Here is a 16,581-nt window from a genome sequence, read left to right on the forward strand (position 1 = left end):
TCAGCCATACTGCTCCTCCACCGCCGCCGAGACGACCGTCGTGACCGCCTTGAAGGCGCGGATCCCCTCGTACATCGTCTCGCTGGTGTACGCGACCCTGCGCTCCCCGCTGCGCCGGACCCCCGGAACCACCGTGGCGGACATCGCCAGGTGTTCGGCGTCGAACTCCAGCTCCACGGTGTACGGACCGCCGCCGGGTACGGGCTCGCGCCGGACGGCGAGGGCGGTGGCCTCCTTGGCCGCGGCCCGGATGTCGGCGGCGGTGCGGGACGGCGTCCGGCAGACGGCGGCGTAGCGCGAGACGTGGTCCTTGACCGCGACGGTCACCGCCCCGGGGGCGTAGCCGGCGGCGTCCACGCAGGTCAGGTCGTCGCCCGTGACCAGGATGACCGGGACTCCGTACTCGGCGACGACATGGGCGTTGAGCAGCCCCTCGCTCGCGCGGGTCCCGTTGAGCCAGACCCCGGTGATGGAGTTGGCGAGGTAGGTGTGGGCGAGCACGCCTTCGGAGCCGGCGCCCGTGTGGTAGCCGACGAAGGCGACGCCGTCGACGTCGCCGCGCTGGACGCCCTCGACCATGGAGAGGGACTTGTGGCGGCCGGTGAGCATCTCAGCGCGGGCGTCGAGGCGCTCCAGCAGCAGGTTGCGCATGGTCCAGTGGGCTTCGTTGACGACGACCTGGTCGGCGCCGCCGTCGTAGAAGCCGAGCACGGCGGCGTTGACGTCAGAGGTGAACATCGCGCGGCAGCGCTCCCACTGGGGCGTGCCGGGCAGCACGTCGGCGGGCCAGGTGACGCCGGTGGCGCCTTCCATGTCGGCGGAGATGAGGATCTTCATCGGGCCCCCGTGCGGTCGGTTGCGCGGTCGCGCGCGACGCGGACGACCGCGCACGGGCCCCAGCCTAGAGCCTGTGCCGTGCTCCCCGGCGGATCAGCGCGCGGGCGGGGCAGGGCGGAAAGTCCACCCGAACCGGTGAGGGGGTCAGACCCGGCCCGGGCCCGGGCAGAGCCGGCCAGGGCCCGGGCAGAGCCGGCCAGGGCCCGGGCAGAGCCGGCCCGGGCCCTGGCAACAGCCTTGCTCAGGCCTTGCCTTCGACCTCCGCGGCCAGGTTGGCCAGCAGCGTGTCGTAGATCCGGGCGAGGCCCTTGGGGGCGAAGGTGCGCTCGAAGAAGCCGCCGATGCCGCCGGCGCCGTTCCAGACGGTGGTGACGACGGCCTTGGACTTGCCCTCGCCGGCCGGGGTGACCACCCAGGTGGTGACCATGGAGGAGTTGCGGTCCTTCTCCACGAGCTGCCCGTCGGTGGGCTCGGTGACCTCCAGCAGGCAGTCGCGCACGCGCTTGCTGGTGGCCTGCAGCTTCCAGTGCACCAGAGTGCCCTCGCCGTCGCCGCCCTCGCGCACCTCGTACTCGCTGAAGTGCTCGGGGAGCAGCTTGCCCCGGGTCCCGCTGTAGTCGGCCAGCGTGTCGAAGACCGTCTCCGCGTCGGCCCCGATGATGCGCTCCGTGGTGGCCTCGACCTGCGCCATACCTGTTCCTCCAGCAGTTGTGTCCGCTCGTCACGGCGAAGCCAACCACCTCCGGCGCGGTGGCCCAAATCCGGGCCGGCCGCCGGCCGACGGGGCTCCGGACCCGCACGATCACGGGAACGTTTGTTCTATTCTCTCGGCAGAGCTACCGAGAGAGGCGCACCATGCGCTGGGAGAACCTGACCGAGGGCCCCGCGGGGCCGGCCGCGAGGCCCTGCGCGACCGCGCCAACCCCTTCTCGATCCTCACCAAGGGCCCGCTGATCCTGCGCGACCTGCCCCTCCTGCGCGAGGCCGCCGAGGTCACCGAGGTCGGGAGCTCCGTCTCCGTCGGCTTCACCGACACGGCCCTGTGGCGGACCGTGGAGCCCGGCACGCCCTCCCCCGCCGCCCGGCTGAACGCCGTACGGACCCTGACCGGCGCCGGGATCGACTGCGGGGTGCTGATGGCCCCCGTGATCCCCTCCCTCGGCGACTCCCCCGCGCAGCTGCGGGCCACCGTCCGCGCCGTCGCCGAGTCCGGCGCCACCTCCGTGACACCCCTGGTACTCCATCTGCGGCCGGGGGCCCGCGAGTGGTTCACCGCCTGGCTGGGCGAGCACCACCCGCACCTCGTCGCACGGTACGAGCGGATGTACGCGGGCGGCGCGTACGCGCCCACCTGGTACCAGCGGATGATCACCCGCCAAGTCCACGAACTGGCGGCCGAATTCGGCATCGGGCCGGCCGGACGGGACGCGGCCCGCAAGACGGCCGGCCCCGACCGCCCGGACGGGCCGGCGCCCGCCGGGGCGACGCAGCTGACCCTCCTGTGACGCCCATCGCACCCTGAACGGTCATCAGATCGGGCCAATAGCCCCTGCAATCCCGTCTTCCAGGTGTGGTTTCCGGGACGATTCCGCCCAGAACCCTCGGCTGGGAGGCCCCATGCTCCACCCCTTGAAGAAGCGCGCCGCCGTCCTGTTGGCGATCTCCACCGTCGCCGCCGCCCTCGCGAGTCCGGTGACGGCGGCCCCGGCCGCGCCCGCCCCGGCCGAGAAGGCCGCACAGGCCGCGCTGCGCTGGACCGGCTGCGCGACCCCCCGCTACCCGACGCTCCAGTGCGCGTCCCTCAAGGTGCCTCTCGACCACGACCGGCCGGACGGCCGGATGATCACGCTCGCGCTGACCCGGGTCCCCCACACCGCCAAGACCTCCCAGGGCCCCCTGCTCGTCAACCCGGGCGGTCCGGGCGGCAGCGGGCGCGCCCTCGCCGGGTTCGTCGCCTCTGCCCTGCCCAAGGACGTCGCCGCGCAGTACGACGTGATCGGCTTCGACCCCCGCGGGGTCGGCAAGAGCGAGCCCGCGCTCGACTGCGGGCCGGGGCACTTCGCCCCCGTACGACCCGACTCGGTACCGCGGGACGGAGCCACCGAGCGGGCCAACCTGGACCGCGTGCGGGCCTTCGCCGAGTCCTGCGGCGCCCGGCACGCGGACGTACTGCCCCACATCGGCACCGTTTCCGCCGCCCGCGACATCGAGGCGCTGCGCACCGCCCTCGGTGCGGAGCGGATCAGCTACTTCGGCTACTCGTACGGGACCTACCTGGGCGCGGTGTACGCCAAGCTCCACCCGGGCCGGGTGCACCGGCTCGTCCTGGACTCCGTCGTCGACCCGACCGGCGTCTGGTACGAGGACAACCTCTCGCAGGACCTCGCCTTCGACGCCCGCCACAAGGCGTTCCTGGCCTGGGTGGCGCAGCACGACGCCACCTACCGGCTCGGCACCGACCCCGCGGCGGTCGAGAGGCGCTGGTACACGATGCGGCAGGCGCTGCGCCGGACCCCGGCCGGCGGCAAGGTGGGCCCGGCGGAGCTGGAGGACACCTACATGCCGGGCGGCTACTACAACGGCTACTGGCCCAGCCTCGCCGAGGCCTTCGCGGCGTACTCGGCGAAGAAGGACCCCAAGCCCCTGGTGGCGGCGTACGAGCGGTTCGGCGCGGTGGAGCCCTCGGCGGGCAACAGCTACAGCGTCTACACCGCGGTCCAGTGCCGGGACTCGGCCTGGCCCCGGGACTGGAACGAGTGGCGCGCGGACATGTGGCGCACACACGCCAAGGCGCCGTTCATGACCTGGAACAACGCCTGGTACAACGCCCCGTGCGCGTTCTGGCCGGCGGAGCCGCTGGAGGCGCCGGACGTGGCCAACGCCGATCTGCCGCCCGCCCTGCTCCTGCAGGCGACGGACGACGCGGCGACCCCCTTCGACGGGGCGGTCAGCATGCGGGAGAAGCTGTCGGGCTCGGCCCTGGTGGTCGAGGAGGGCGGCGGCAACCACGGCATCGCCCTGAGCGGGAACAAGTGCCTGGACGAGAAGGTGGCGGCCTATCTGCGGACCGGCCAGGCCGCGGACGCCACCTGCCCCGCGCAGGCGGCCCCGCAGCCGACGACGGCGACGCGGGCCGTACCCTCCTCGGCGGGCGGCGCGGCCCTGCACGGCCTGCTGGGCTTCCGCGGCTGACCTGCCGGGCCGCCGGGCGGGCCTGCCAGGCCGCCGGGGTCCCGCCGGGCCTGCCGGGCCGCCGGGCGGGCCTGCCAGGCCGCCGGGGTCCCGCCGGGCCTGCCGGGCCGCCGGGGTCCCGCCGGGCCTGCGGGGCCGCCCGGCCTCCCAGCGGTATCCGGCGGGCCTCCCGCCGGATCCGCCCGCCCGGTCCCGTCAGCCGTCGAGGCCCCGCAGCGCGGCCGTCGCCGCCACGGCCAGGCGGGGGTGGGACTGGGCGCGGGTGAGGACTTCGCGGGCGCGGGGGTCGGCAAGGGCGCCCAGGCCCTCGACGCAGGCCAGGGCCACCCGCCAGTAGGGGTCGTTCGGTGACAGCAGCCGCGACAGGGTGGTGAGCAGAGCCGGTACGGACTCGGGGGCGCGCAGGGCGGTGAGCAGCCGGACGGGCTGGAGGGCGTAGGCCGTGCGGAGTCCGTTGGTGGCGAGGGCCGCGGCGGCGCGGGCGGTGCGCGGGTCGTCCAGGACGGCCAGGGCCTCGGCGGCGGCCGCGCAGCGGGGCGGGTCGCGGTGGTTGAGGAGCAGCACGAGGGACTCGAAGGCGCGCCGGTCCCCGGCGAGGCCGAGCCGGTACGCGGCCAGCTCGCGGGCCCACAGGGGCAGCCCGGCGGAGGTCAGGGAGGCTGCGAGCGCGTCGGGGCCGGCCGCGAGCAGCACCTCGTACTCGGGCGAGCCGCCCGCCTCGGCCCGCAGGCGCTCCAGCACGTCGTTCACGCGGCCCAGCCTAGGGGGGCGGGGCCCTCGCCACGCCGGGTTCGCGGAGATGACCGGCCTCGGTTGATCGATGATCGATGATCGGTACATTTCGGCGGTACAGGTCACATCTCCGCGCTCTGGCGCACGAGTTACCGGCGAGTTACTGTCGTTTCAACACGTACGAGGGCGGCCTGGTGACGCAGCCGCCTCGTGCCGGTCGGTTCGTTTTCGCATGCACGGTATGGCCCCGGGACAGGGCCGTGCCGCTTCCGCCCCGGGGACTTTCCCCCGTCGGGTCCCGGTCCGGGCCGCTCCTGCCCCGGGCTCCTCACCGCACGGCATCCCGTACGGCATCCGCGCGCGCTGTGCGCCGCGCGCTCCCTCAGTCGTCACCCTCTTCCACTGGAGTCCCTCGATGGACCGTCAGTCCAGTCACCCCACCCTGCAGACCATCGCCGTCGTCGGCCTCGGCACGATGGGCACCGGCATCGCCGAGGTCCTCGCCCGGGCCGGCCGCGAGGTCATCGGCATCGACATCAGCGAGACCGCCGCCCGCCGGGCCTCGGCCTCCCTCGCCGCGGCCACGGCGCGTTCCGTGGCCCGCGAGCGCCTCACCGAGCAGGAGCGCGCGGACGTCCTGGCCCGCTTCCGCACCTTCTCCGACCTGGCCGCCGCGGCCGAGGCCGACCTCGTCATCGAGGTCGTGCCGGAGTCGTACGAGGTCAAGCAGCAGGTCTTCCGCGAGCTCGACGCGGTCGTGCGGCCCGACACGATCCTGGCCACGGGCACCAACGCCCTGTCGGTGACCCGGCTCGCCGCCGAGTCCCAGCGCCCCGAGCGCGTGCTGGGCCTGCACTTCTTCAACCCGGTCCCGGCGATGAAGCTGGTCGAGGTCGTCTCCTGCGTCCTGACCGCCCCGACGGCGGTGGAGGCGGTCACGGAGCTGGCCCGCGAGCTCGGCAAGGAGCCGGTGGCCGTCGGCGACCGGCCCGGTTTCGTCGCGGACGGCCTGCTCTTCGGCTACCTGAACCAGGCCGCCGCCATGTACGAGGCGAAGTACGCCTCCCGTGAGGACATCGACGCGGCGATGCGGCTCGGCTGCGGCCTGCCCATGGGGCCGCTGGCGCTGCTGGACCTGATCGGCGTGGACACGGCCCGCACGGTCCTGGAGGCCATGTACGCCTCCTCCGGCGACCGGCTGCACGCCCCGGCCCCCATCCTGGGGCAGCTGGCCGAGGCCGGCCTGGCCGGGCAGAAGTCCGGGCGCGGTTTCTACACGTACGAGGCTCCCGGCAGCTCGGTGATCGTGCGCGACCTGCAGACCCCGCTGGACGGGTCCCTGCTGGGCGCGGGCCGCCCGGTCAGCTCGGTCGGCGTGGCCGGCTCCGGCACCATGGCGAGCGGCATCGCGCAGGTCTTCGCCCAGTCCGGGTTCGACGTGGTCCTGGCGGCACGCAGCCAGGAGAAGGCGGAGGCCGCCAAGGCCGCCATCGGCAAGTCCCTGGGCCGTGCGGTGTCCAAGGGCAGGCTGACGCAGGAGGCGGCGGACGAGACCCTGGGCCGGATCACCCCGGCCGGGTCGCTGGACGCCTTCGCCGAGGTGGATCTGGCGGTGGAGGCGGTCGCCGAGGACCTGGAGGTCAAGCAGGAGCTGTTCGCGGCGCTGGACAAGGTCTGCAAGCCGGGTGCGGTGCTGGCCACCACCACCTCCTCGCTGCCGGTGATCGCGGTGGCCCGGGTGACCTCGCGTCCGCAGGACGTGATCGGCATGCACTTCTTCAACCCGGCCCCGGCGATGAAGCTGGTCGAGGTGGTCCGGACCGTCCTGACGGCCGACGACGTGCACGCCACGGTCCGCGAGATCTGCGTGAAGGTGCGCAAGCACCCGGTGGACTGCGGGGACCGGGCCGGCTTCATCGTGAACGCGCTGCTGTTCCCGTACCTCAACAACGCGATCAAGATGGTCGAGGAGCACTACGCGAGCCTCGACCAGATCGACGCGGCGATGAAGCTGGGCGGCGGTTACCCGATGGGACCGTTCGAGCTGCTCGACGTGGTCGGCCTCGACGTCTCGCTGGCCATCGAGAAGGTCCTCCACAAGGAGTTCCGCGACCCGGGCCTGGCTCCGTCCCCGCTGCTGGAGCACCTGGTGGCGGCGGGCTGCCTGGGCCGGAAGACCGGCCGCGGATTCCGTGAGTACGCCCGGCGGTAACCGAGCGGGCCATGAGCCGGATGCGTGGGGAGGGCTGCTCGGGTCCGCCGGACCCTCACGGCGGACCGATCCTCCCGAGCCCAGTGCGGGCTCTCCCCCGCATCCACCCCTCTCCCACCCCCCTCAGGCGCGCTCCCCCGCGCGAATGAAGTACTTTCGCTCTATGTCCCAGCCCGCCAAGACCTCACCCCGCGCCTCCTCGGCCCCCGACGCCCCGGAGAGCGCGGCCGGCACCCGGGCTGCCGCCCAGCGGCTCAAGATGCGACGCGAGCTCGCCACCGCGGCGATGGAGCTCTTCGCGACCAAGGGCTACGAGGCGACGACGGTCGACGAGATCGCCGCGACGGCCGGGGTCGCGCGGCGGACCTTCTTCCGGCACTTCCGGTCGAAGGAAGAGGCGATCTTCCCCGACCACGACGACACCCTGATCCGCGCCGAGGCGGTCCTGGACGTCGCGCCGGCGCACGAGCACCCGCTCGACACGGTGTGCCGCGGGATCAAGGAAGTCATGAAGATGTACGCCGCCTCGCCCGCGGTGTCGGTGGAGCGCTACCGGCTGACCCGTGAGGTGCCGGCGCTGCGGGAGCGGGAGATCGCATCCGTGGCCCGCTACGAGCGGCTGTTCACGCGCTACCTGCTGGCTCACTTCGACGAGACCGAGCACCACGACGGCAACGACGACCCGCTGCTGGCCGAGGTGGCCGCCTCGGCGGTGGTCACGGCCCACAACCACGTGCTGCGGCGCTGGCTGCGGGCCGGCGGCCAGGGTGACGTGGAGGCGCAGCTGGACCACGCCTTCTCGATCGTCCGCAAGACCTTCGGTACGGGGATCGGCGCGGGCCGGACCCTGAGCCCCGCGCCGTCCGCTCCGGCGACCGTCCGTACCGAGGGCGAGGTGCTGGTGGCGGTGGCCCGCACCGACGCGCCCCTGGACGAGGTCATGCGGACCATCGAAGAGGCACTGCGCCCGAGGTAGCGGCACAGGAAGCGATGCTCGTCACAGCGGCCGTCCCCGAACCGGGGGCGGCCGCTTTCGTATGTCCGGCTTGCCCCTACTCCACGGTAACTTTGATCGATCATCGCTCATCTGCGCAGGTCAATAGGCAAATGAGAGAAAGTTTTGGCACGCGGTGCCTTGCCGGGTGACACGGGGTGCCATACGTTGAATCTCATCCGGATGTCCCCGCGACCCACGCCCACACGGCACGGAACGCGCCCCGGACGCCTGCGTCACCAGGCACCCCGCACGCCCCACCACGGGCGGCGCCCAGCACCACAGCACAGCCGGACCGACGGCACACCGCACCCGCTCCACGCACCCGTTCACCTCAGCGCACCCCCATCAGCGCTAGCCGGAGGCTCACCGTGAAGGACATCCTGGACGCGATTCAGTCGCAGTCCGCCACCGCCGCAGACTTCGCGGCCCTGCCGCTGCCCGACTCCTACCGCGCGATCACCGTGCACAAGGACGAGGCGGAGATGTTCGCGGGGCTCACCACGCGCGAGAAGGACCCGCGCAAGTCGCTGCACCTGGACGACGTCCCGCTCCCCGAGCTGGGTCCGGGCGAGGCCCTGGTCGCCGTCATGGCCTCGTCGGTCAACTACAACTCGGTGTGGACCTCGATCTTCGAGCCCGTCTCCACCTTCAGCTTCCTGGAGCGCTACGGGCGCCTGTCGGAGCTCACCAAGCGCCACGACCTCCCGTACCACGTCATCGGCTCCGACCTCGCGGGCGTCGTCCTGCGCACCGGCCCCGGCGTCAACGCCTGGAACCCGGGCGACGAGGTCGTCGCGCACTGCCTCTCCGTCGAGCTGGAGTCCTCCGACGGCCACAACGACACGATGCTCGACCCCGAGCAGCGCATCTGGGGCTTCGAGACCAACTTCGGCGGCCTGGCGGAGATCGCGCTGGTCAAGTCGAACCAGCTGATGCCCAAGCCCGACCACCTCAGCTGGGAGGAGGCCGCCTCCCCCGGCCTGGTCAACTCCACCGCCTACCGCCAGCTGGTCTCCCGCAACGGCGCCGGCATGAAGCAGGGCGACAACGTCCTGATCTGGGGCGCCAGCGGCGGGCTCGGCAGCTACGCCACCCAGTTCGCCCTGGCCGGCGGCGCCAACCCCATCTGTGTCGTCTCCTCCCCCGAGAAGGCCGACATCTGCCGGGCGATGGGCGCGACCGCGGTCATCGACCGCAACGCCGAGGGCTACAAGTTCTGGAAGGACGAGAACACCCAGGACCCCCGCGAGTGGAAGCGCTTCGGCTCGAAGATCCGCGAGCTGACCGGCGGCGAGGACATCGACATCGTCTTCGAGCACCCGGGCCGCGAGACCTTCGGCGCCTCGGTCTACGTCACCCGCAAGGGCGGCACCATCACGACCTGCGCCTCGACCTCCGGCTACATGCACCAGTACGACAACCGCTACCTGTGGATGTCGCTCAAGAAGATCGTCGGCTCGCACTTCGCCAACTACCGCGAGGCGTGGGAGGCCAACCGCCTGATCGCCAAGGGCAAGATCCACCCCACGCTGTCGAAGGTCTACTCCCTGGAGGAGACCGGCCAGGCCGCCTACGACGTCCACCGCAACCTCCACCAGGGCAAGGTCGGCGTCCTCGCGCTCGCCCCCCAGGAGGGCCTGGGCGTCCGCGACCACGAGATGCGCGCCGAGCACATCGACGCCATCAACCGCTTCCGCAACGTCTGAGACCGTTCAAAGGCCTAAGGGACAGCCTGAGATGACAGAGCGCCAGAAGGACCGTCCGTGGCTCATGCGGACGTACGCCGGCCACTCCACGGCCGAGGCGTCCAACGAGCTGTACCGCCGCAACCTCGCCAAGGGCCAGACCGGCCTGTCGGTCGCGTTCGACCTGCCGACGCAGACCGGCTACGACCCCGACCACATCCTCGCCCGCGGCGAAGTGGGCCGGGTCGGGGTCCCGGTCTCCCACCTGGGCGACATGCGCCGGCTGTTCCAGGACATACCCCTGGAGCAGATGAACACCTCGATGACGATCAACGCCACCGCCATGTGGCTGCTGGCGCTCTACCAGGTGGCCGCCGAGGAGCAGGGCGCGGACATCGCCCAGCTCCAGGGCACCACCCAGAACGACATCGTCAAGGAGTACCTCTCGCGCGGGACGCACGTCTTCCCGCCGGGGCCGTCCCTGCGGCTGACGACGGACATGATCGCGTACACGGTCAACCACATCCCCAAGTGGAACCCGATCAACATCTGCAGCTACCACCTGCAGGAGGCCGGGGCCACCCCGGTCCAGGAGATCTCGTACGCGATGTCCACGGCGATCGCCGTCCTCGACTCGGTGCGCGACTCGGGGCAGGTCCCCGAGGAGCGCTTCGGCGAGGTGGTCGCCCGTATCTCCTTCTTCGTGAACGCGGGCGTCCGCTTCATCGAGGAGATGTGCAAGATGCGCGCCTTCGGCCGCATCTGGGACAAGGTCACCAAGGAGCGCTACGGCATCGAGAACGCGAAGCAGCGCCGCTTCCGTTACGGCGTCCAGGTCAACTCCCTGGGACTGACCGAGGCGCAGCCGGAGAACAACGTCCAGCGCATCGTGCTGGAGATGCTCGCGGTCACCCTCTCCAAGGACGCCCGCGCCCGCGCGGTGCAGCTGCCCGCCTGGAACGAGGCGCTGGGCCTGCCCCGGCCCTGGGACCAGCAGTGGTCGCTGCGCATCCAGCAGGTCCTCGCCCACGAGAGCGACCTGCTGGAGTACGACGACATCTTCGCCGGATCCCACGTCATCGAGGCCAAAGTCGACTCCCTGGTCGCCGACTGCCTGGCCGAGATCGACCGGATCCAGGAGATGGGCGGCGCGATGGCCGCCGTCGAGTCCGGCTACCTCAAGGCCCAGCTGGTCTCCTCGCACGCCGAGCGGCGGGCGCGGATCGAGGCCGGCGAGGACAAGATCGTCGGCGTGAACTGCTTCGAGCAGACCGAGCCCAACCCGCTGACGGCCGACCTCGACGGCGCCATCATGACGGTGGACGCGGCCGTCGAGGCCGTCACCGTCGAGCGCATCGGCCGCTGGCGCGCCGAGCGCCAGGAGTCCTCGGACCGCCAGGGGAACGGCGACCCGTTCGTCTTCCCCACCACCCGGCAGGCGCTGGAACGCCTCAAGGAGGCCGCGGCGGGCACCGAGAACCTCATGGAGGCCACGCTGGAGTGCGCCCGGGCCGGTGTCACCACCGGCGAGTGGGCGGGCGCGCTGCGCGAGGTGTTCGGCGAGTTCCGCGCACCGACCGGGGTCTCCTCGGCCCCGGTCGCCGTGGCCGCCGAGCCGGGCACGCCGATGCACGAGGTCCGCGAGAAGGTGGCCCGCACGGCCGACGAGCTCGGCTCGGGCCGGCTGCGCCTGCTGGTCGGCAAGCCCGGCCTGGACGGGCACTCCAACGGGGCCGAGCAGATCGCCGTCCGCGCCCGCGACGCCGGCTTCGAGGTGGTCTACCAGGGCATCAGGCTGACGCCCGAGGAGATCTCCTCCGCCGCGCTGGCCGAGGACGTGCACTGCGTGGGACTGTCCATCCTGTCCGGATCGCACAGCGCCCTCGTCCCGGACGTCCTGGAGCGGCTGCGCACGGCGGGGGCGGGTGACATCCCCGTCATCGTCGGAGGCATCATTCCCAACGCCGACGCCGTCGCGCTCAAGGCCGCGGGTGTCGCCGCCGTCTTCACGCCCAAGGACTTCGGCATCACGGAGATCATCGGCCGTATCGTCGACGAGATCCGCAAGGCCAACAAGCTCGACCCACTCGACAACGCCGCAATCATCGCAAGCACGGAGGTCCCTGCATGACCACGCCAGTCCACCCGGTGAACCGCCTTCGCCCGCGCCGCTCCTGCCTCGCGGTGCCCGGCTCGAACCCGCGGTTCCTGGAGAAGGCCCAGGGCCTGCCGGCCGACCAGGTCTTCCTGGACCTGGAGGACGCCTGCGCGCCGCTCGCCAAGGAAGGCGCCCGCCACACGATCGTGGACGCGCTGAACAACGGCGACTGGACCGGCAAGACCCGCGTCGTGCGCGTCAACGACTGGACCACCCACTGGACCTACCGCGACGTCGTCACGGTCGTCGAGGGCGCGGGCCAGAACCTGGACTGCATCATGCTGCCGAAGGTGCAGGACGCCCAGCAGGTCGTCGCCCTGGACCTGCTGCTCACGCAGATCGAGAAGACGATGGGCTTCGAGGTCGGCAAGATCGGCATCGAGGCGCAGATCGAGAATGCCAAGGGCCTGGTGAACGTCGACGAGATCGCCGCCGCCTCCCCCCGGCTGGAGACCATCATCTTCGGCCCGGCCGACTTCATGGCCTCGATCAACATGAAGTCCCTGGTCGTGGGCATGCAGCCGCCCGGCTACCCGGCGGACGCCTACCACTACATCCTCATGCGGATCCTGATGGCGGCCCGCATGCACAACCTCCAGGCGATCGACGGCCCCTTCCTCCAGATCCGCGACGTGGACGCCTACCGCGAGGTGGCCGGCCGGGCGGCGGCGCTGGGCTTCGACGGCAAGTGGGTGCTGCACCCCGGCCAGGTCGACGCGGCCAACGAGGTCTTCTCCCCCTCGCAGGAGGATTACGACCACGCCGAGCTGATCCTCGACGCGTACGACTGGTGCACGTCGGAGGCCGGCGGCAAGAAGGGCTCCGCGATGCTCGGCGACGAGATGATCGACGAGGCCAGCCGCAAGATGGCCCTGGTCATCGCGGGCAAGGGCCGGGCGGCCGGCATGCAGCGCACCACCAAGTTCGAACACCCCTCGACCGAGAAGACGGCGGAGGCCTGAGCCATGCAGTTCGGACGCACGTACGAAGAGTTCGAGGTCGGGGCCGTCTACAAGCACTGGCCCGGGAAGACGGTCACCGAGTACGACGACCACCTCTTCTGTCTCCTGACGATGAACCACCACCCGCTCCACATGGACGCGAACTACGCCGAGAACACCACCGATTTCGGCAAGAACGTGGTCGTGGGCAACTACATCTACTCGCTGCTGCTCGGCATGTCCGTGCCGGACGTCTCCGGGAAGGCCATCGCCAACCTGGAGATCGAGTCCCTGCGGCACGTGGCGCCGACCTTCCACGGCGACACGATCTACGGCGAGACCACGGTCCTCGACAAGACCCCGTCGAGGTCGAAGAACGACCGCGGCATCGTCTACGTCGAGACCAAGGGCTACAAGCAGGACGGCACCCTCGTCTGCGTGTTCCGGCGCAAGGTGATGGTCCCGACCCAGACGTACATCAAGGAGCGCGGCGGCGAGCAGCCCGGCCGCCCCCAGCTGAAGACCCAGGAGAAGTAGCCATGGCCCGACTCGCCCAGACCGCCGGGCTGACCGACGTCCAGCGGGAGATCCTCAAGACCGTCCGCGAGTTCGTCGACAAGGAGATCATCCCGGTCGCCACCGAGCTGGAGCACCGCGACGAGTACCCGCAAGCGATCGTCGACGGTCTCAAGGAGCTCGGCCTCTTCGGGCTGATGATCCCGGAGGAGTACGGCGGCCTGGGTGAGTCGCTCCTCACTTACGCCCTGTGCGTCGAGGAGATCGCGCGCGGCTGGATGTCCGTCTCGGGCATCATCAACACGCACTTCATCGTGGCGTACATGCTCAAGCAGCACGGCACGCAGGAGCAGAAGGACCACTTCCTCCCCCGCATGGCCCTCGGCGAGGTGCGCGGCGCGTTCTCGATGTCCGAGCCGGCGCTGGGCTCCGACGTCTCGGCGATCAGCTCCAAGGCGGTGAAGGACGGCGACGAGTACGTCTTGAACGGCCAGAAGATGTGGCTGACGAACGGCGGCAGCTCCACCCTGGTGGCCGTGCTCGTGCGAAGTGACGAAGGACACCCCGAGGGCACCGCGCCCCACAAGTCGATGACGACCTTCCTCGTCGAGAAGGAGCCCGGCTTCGGTGAGGTCCGCCCCGGCCTGACCATCCCGGGCAAGATCGACAAGATGGGCTACAAGGGCGTCGACACGACCGAGCTCATCATGGACGGACTGCGCATTCCGGCCAATCGCGTCCTGGGCGGCCAGACGGGCCGAGGGTTTTACCAAATGATGGACGGCGTCGAGGTCGGCCGCGTGAACGTGGCGGCGCGTGGCTGCGGTGTCGCCCAGCGTGCGTTCGAACTGGGCGTCTCGTATGCCCAGCAACGTCACACTTTCGGCAAGGCGATCGCCGAACACCAGGCCATCCAGTTCAAGCTGGCCGAGATGGCTACCAAGGTCGAAGCCGCTCATGCGATGATGGTGAACGCAGCACGCAAAAAGGACTCCGGGGAACGAAACGACCTCGAAGCAGGGATGGCGAAGTACCTCGCCTCCGAGTACTGCAAGGAGGTGGTGGAGGACGCCTTCCGCATCCACGGTGGATACGGATTCTCGAAGGAGTACGAGATCGAGCGCCTCTACCGCGAGGCTCCGATGCTGCTGATCGGTGAAGGTACCGCCGAGATCCAGAAAATGATCATCGGGCGACGCCTGCTTGAGGAGTACCGACTCCAGGGCTGAAAGTCCCTTTTGCGGCGGATCCTCCATGGATCCGTCGCAACAAGGTCACTACCAGTCACTGGCCGACGGCCATCGACTCGGCTTCTGGCTTGCCCAGTTGTTGCGCGCAACCGATAGCATTCCAGTAAAGCCGCCGTCCCGTCCCCCCGTTTGCGGCGCGGCAATCACCCGCTACGAAGGTCATCCATGCCCCACAGCCAAACCTCTGCACCTCGCGACAGCCGACTCGGCGTACGTCTCGCCCGCGGAGCATCGCCGTGGCTTCTGCCGACCGTCGCCACCGCGGCGCTCAGCCTCACCCGGGCCCGCAAGTCCGGGCGCTGGGCCGCTGTGGCCGTGCCCGCAACCGCGCTCGCCGCGGGCATGCTGTGGTTCTTCCGCGACCCCGAGCGTGAGATCGCCCAGGGCCGTGTCATCTCGCCCGCCGACGGTGTGGTGCAGAGCATCATGCCGTGGAAGGACGGGCGGACCCGGGTCGCGATCTTCATGAGCCCGCTCAACGTCCACGTCAACCGCGCGCCCCTCGCGGGCACGGTGACGTCCGTGGAGCACGTCCCCGGCGGATTCGTCCCGGCCTTCAACAAGGAGAGCGAGAACAACGAGCGCGTTGTCTGGCACTTCGACACCGAGCTCGGTGACATCGAGATGGTGCAGATCGCCGGCGCCGTCGCCCGACGCATCGTCCCCTACCTGCCGGCCGGCACCAAGGTGGAGCAGGGCGAACGCATCGGTCTGATCCGCTTCGGCTCCCGCGTCGACATCTACCTCCCGGAGGGCGTCGAGGTCGCGGTCGAGGTCGGTCAGGCCACCACCGCGGGGGTGACACGAATTGACCGTGACTGACCCTGAGACTCCGGCCACCGGCTGGGTGCCCGAGTCCGCCGAGGAGGAGTCCGCCGAGGACGACATGCCGCTCTCGCTGCGGCTGTCGATAGCGGACACCCTCACCCTCGGCAACGCGACGTGCGGTTTCATGGCGGTGTACTTCACCACCACCGGAATCCTCATCCCGCACCTCACCGGGAGCGGCGAGTCGGGCATGGCCCGCAACAGCGCCGCCACGGCGGTGATACTGATGCTGCTCGCCGCGGTCTTCGACCTCTTCGACGGCATCGTGGCCCGCAAGCTGCGCAGCTCCCCGATGGGCGCCGAGCTGGACAACCTGTCCGACCTGATCAGCTTCGGCCTCGCCCCGGCCTACTTCGTCCTCGTCTACGGCATGGTCGCCGTCGACGCGGACCAGAAGATGTCGGCGCTGGCCGCGATCGTGGTGCTGCTCGCCGTGGTGCTCCGGCTCGCGAGATTCAGCTGCGTGACGATGAAGGACGGCATGTTCCAGGGCATGCCGAGCCCCTTCGGCGCCCTGACGGTCGTCTCGATCGTGCTGCTGGAGCTCCCGTTCATCCCGACGCTGCTGGCGATCATCGGGGTGGCGTGGCTGATGGTGAGCCGGGTCGAGTACCCCAAGCCGCGGGGTGTCCTCGCGGTGGCGATGCTCTGCTGGATCATCAGCGCGATGGGGCTGCTGGCGGCCTGGGCGTTCGACGCCCCGGGCGGTCAGCTGCTGCTCCAGACCGGCTGCGCCCTGCAGATCGCGATGGCGGCGACCATTCCGCTGTTCGCGACGACGCGGAGGGCCAACACCTTCCGCCACAACCGCCGCGAAGCCCGGGCGACGTCGCTGCGCTAGCTCGGCAGGTGTGGGAAGCCCCGGATGCCCATGGCATCCGGGGCTTCCGCGTGTCCGGGGTCCGAGCGGGGGCCGGGGCCGTGCTCGGCGGCGGGGCGGGGAGGGTCCGGGGTAGGCATGATTTATGGCCCCCGAGCCGGATGCAACAGGACTCGGCGACACGGGCCACAAATCACGTTTGACACCCCGAACCCTCCCCGCCCCGCCGCCGACCCCGGCCCCTCCGCACACCCCCTCGCGCACCCCCGGCGATGGAACGCCCCGGTGGGGCGGGGACGGGGCCGGCGGTGGGGCGGGGGGGGGGGCGGGGGGGCCCACGGGGTTGTGGGCCCACCCCGGGCGCCCCGCCCGGCGGCGCCGGGGGGCCCAAAACAAGCCCACCCCCCCCCACC

The 16,581-nt window shown here is 71.0% G+C and carries 14 protein-coding genes; 11 read left to right on the forward strand and 3 right to left on the reverse strand.

The features are described from left to right. Positions 1-837, reverse strand: a complete 837-nt coding sequence (locus ACFWFZ_RS14925) for a M55 family metallopeptidase (RefSeq protein WP_387121964.1) — start codon at positions 835-837, stop codon at positions 1-3. A 241-nt stretch (positions 838-1,078) separates the two neighbouring features. Further along, positions 1,079-1,528, reverse strand: coding sequence for an SRPBCC family protein (locus tag ACFWFZ_RS14930; RefSeq protein ID WP_387121967.1), 450 nt, complete (start codon positions 1,526-1,528; stop codon positions 1,079-1,081). 19 nt (positions 1,529-1,547) lie between these two features. On the opposite strand from ACFWFZ_RS14930, the gene ACFWFZ_RS14935 reads away from it, so the two are divergent. Next, positions 1,548-2,342 carry a hypothetical protein gene (locus ACFWFZ_RS14935; RefSeq protein ID WP_387121970.1) on the forward strand — a complete coding sequence of 265 codons (795 nt, stop codon included), beginning with the start codon at positions 1,548-1,550 and terminating at the stop codon, positions 2,340-2,342. Between the two features lie 112 nt (positions 2,343-2,454). Then, the gene (locus tag ACFWFZ_RS14940) at positions 2,455-4,029 is read left to right on the forward strand and encodes an alpha/beta hydrolase (RefSeq protein WP_387121974.1); all 1,575 of its coding nucleotides are present in this window, start codon (positions 2,455-2,457) and stop codon (positions 4,027-4,029) included. Between the two features lie 195 nt (positions 4,030-4,224). Here ACFWFZ_RS14940 and ACFWFZ_RS14945 read toward each other — a convergent pair whose 3' ends face one another. Beyond that, positions 4,225-4,779 (reverse strand): adenylosuccinate lyase, encoded by a 555-nt coding sequence (locus tag ACFWFZ_RS14945; RefSeq protein WP_387121977.1) that lies wholly within the window; start codon positions 4,777-4,779, stop codon positions 4,225-4,227. Positions 4,780-5,176: 397 nt separating this feature from the next. On the opposite strand from ACFWFZ_RS14945, the gene ACFWFZ_RS14950 reads away from it, so the two are divergent. From ACFWFZ_RS14950 to pssA, 9 genes are all read left to right on the forward strand, one after another. Next, entirely contained in the window at positions 5,177-6,973 is a 1,797-nt protein-coding gene (locus tag ACFWFZ_RS14950) for a 3-hydroxyacyl-CoA dehydrogenase family protein (RefSeq protein WP_387121980.1), read from the forward strand. 163 nt (positions 6,974-7,136) lie between these two features. Next, positions 7,137-7,949, forward strand: coding sequence for a TetR family transcriptional regulator (locus ACFWFZ_RS14955; protein WP_387121983.1), 813 nt, complete (start codon positions 7,137-7,139; stop codon positions 7,947-7,949). Between the two features lie 389 nt (positions 7,950-8,338). Next, on the forward strand, positions 8,339-9,676 hold the full coding sequence (gene ccrA, locus ACFWFZ_RS14960) for a crotonyl-CoA carboxylase/reductase (protein ID WP_387121986.1): 1,338 nt from the start codon (positions 8,339-8,341) through the stop codon (positions 9,674-9,676). Between the two features lie 31 nt (positions 9,677-9,707). After that, positions 9,708-11,786 carry a protein meaA gene (locus ACFWFZ_RS14965; RefSeq protein WP_387121989.1) on the forward strand — a complete coding sequence of 693 codons (2,079 nt, stop codon included), beginning with the start codon at positions 9,708-9,710 and terminating at the stop codon, positions 11,784-11,786. Beyond that, positions 11,783-12,775, forward strand: coding sequence for a CoA ester lyase (locus tag ACFWFZ_RS14970; protein WP_364848464.1), 993 nt, complete (start codon positions 11,783-11,785; stop codon positions 12,773-12,775). The genes ACFWFZ_RS14965 and ACFWFZ_RS14970 overlap by 4 nt, the downstream gene beginning before the upstream one ends. 3 nt (positions 12,776-12,778) lie before the next feature. Beyond that, complete coding sequence (locus tag ACFWFZ_RS14975; RefSeq protein ID WP_387121993.1) at positions 12,779-13,291, forward strand: MaoC family dehydratase; 513 nt, start codon at positions 12,779-12,781, stop codon at positions 13,289-13,291. A 2-nt stretch (positions 13,292-13,293) separates the two neighbouring features. Next, positions 13,294-14,499, forward strand: a complete 1,206-nt coding sequence (locus ACFWFZ_RS14980; protein ID WP_185558013.1) for an acyl-CoA dehydrogenase family protein — start codon at positions 13,294-13,296, stop codon at positions 14,497-14,499. Positions 14,500-14,685: 186 nt separating this feature from the next. Then, positions 14,686-15,342, forward strand: a complete 657-nt coding sequence (locus ACFWFZ_RS14985; protein WP_030649744.1) for a phosphatidylserine decarboxylase — start codon at positions 14,686-14,688, stop codon at positions 15,340-15,342. A gap of 64 nt (positions 15,343-15,406) precedes the next feature. Further along, the gene (pssA, locus tag ACFWFZ_RS14990) at positions 15,407-16,189 is read left to right on the forward strand and encodes a CDP-diacylglycerol--serine O-phosphatidyltransferase (protein ID WP_386395830.1); all 783 of its coding nucleotides are present in this window, start codon (positions 15,407-15,409) and stop codon (positions 16,187-16,189) included. The last annotated feature ends 392 nt before the right edge of the window (positions 16,190-16,581 follow it).

This window comes from Streptomyces sp. NPDC060232 (assembly GCF_042726555.1).
In the GTDB taxonomy this organism is placed as follows: Bacteria; Actinomycetota; Actinomycetes; order Streptomycetales; family Streptomycetaceae; genus Streptomyces.

What these genes read in the sequence shown, in the direction of transcription:
- ACFWFZ_RS14985 (WP_030649744.1), top strand. Translation starts at nt 14,686, where the DNA reads ATGCCCCACAGCCAAACCTCTGCACCTCGCGACAGCCGACTCGGCGTA.
- ACFWFZ_RS14940 (WP_387121974.1), top strand. Translation starts at nt 2,455, where the DNA reads ATGCTCCACCCCTTGAAGAAGCGCGCCGCCGTCCTGTTGGCGATCTCC.
- ACFWFZ_RS14965 (WP_387121989.1), top strand. Translation starts at nt 9,708, where the DNA reads ATGACAGAGCGCCAGAAGGACCGTCCGTGGCTCATGCGGACGTACGCC.
- ACFWFZ_RS14925 (WP_387121964.1), bottom strand. Translation starts at nt 837, where the DNA reads ATGAAGATCCTCATCTCCGCCGACATGGAAGGCGCCACCGGCGTCACC.
- ACFWFZ_RS14930 (WP_387121967.1), bottom strand. Translation starts at nt 1,528, where the DNA reads ATGGCGCAGGTCGAGGCCACCACGGAGCGCATCATCGGGGCCGACGCG.
- ACFWFZ_RS14970 (WP_364848464.1), top strand. Translation starts at nt 11,783, where the DNA reads ATGACCACGCCAGTCCACCCGGTGAACCGCCTTCGCCCGCGCCGCTCC.
- ACFWFZ_RS14955 (WP_387121983.1), top strand. Translation starts at nt 7,137, where the DNA reads ATGTCCCAGCCCGCCAAGACCTCACCCCGCGCCTCCTCGGCCCCCGAC.
- ACFWFZ_RS14980 (WP_185558013.1), top strand. Translation starts at nt 13,294, where the DNA reads ATGGCCCGACTCGCCCAGACCGCCGGGCTGACCGACGTCCAGCGGGAG.
- pssA (WP_386395830.1), top strand. Translation starts at nt 15,407, where the DNA reads ATGCCGCTCTCGCTGCGGCTGTCGATAGCGGACACCCTCACCCTCGGC.
- ACFWFZ_RS14950 (WP_387121980.1), top strand. Translation starts at nt 5,177, where the DNA reads ATGGACCGTCAGTCCAGTCACCCCACCCTGCAGACCATCGCCGTCGTC.
- ACFWFZ_RS14975 (WP_387121993.1), top strand. Translation starts at nt 12,779, where the DNA reads ATGCAGTTCGGACGCACGTACGAAGAGTTCGAGGTCGGGGCCGTCTAC.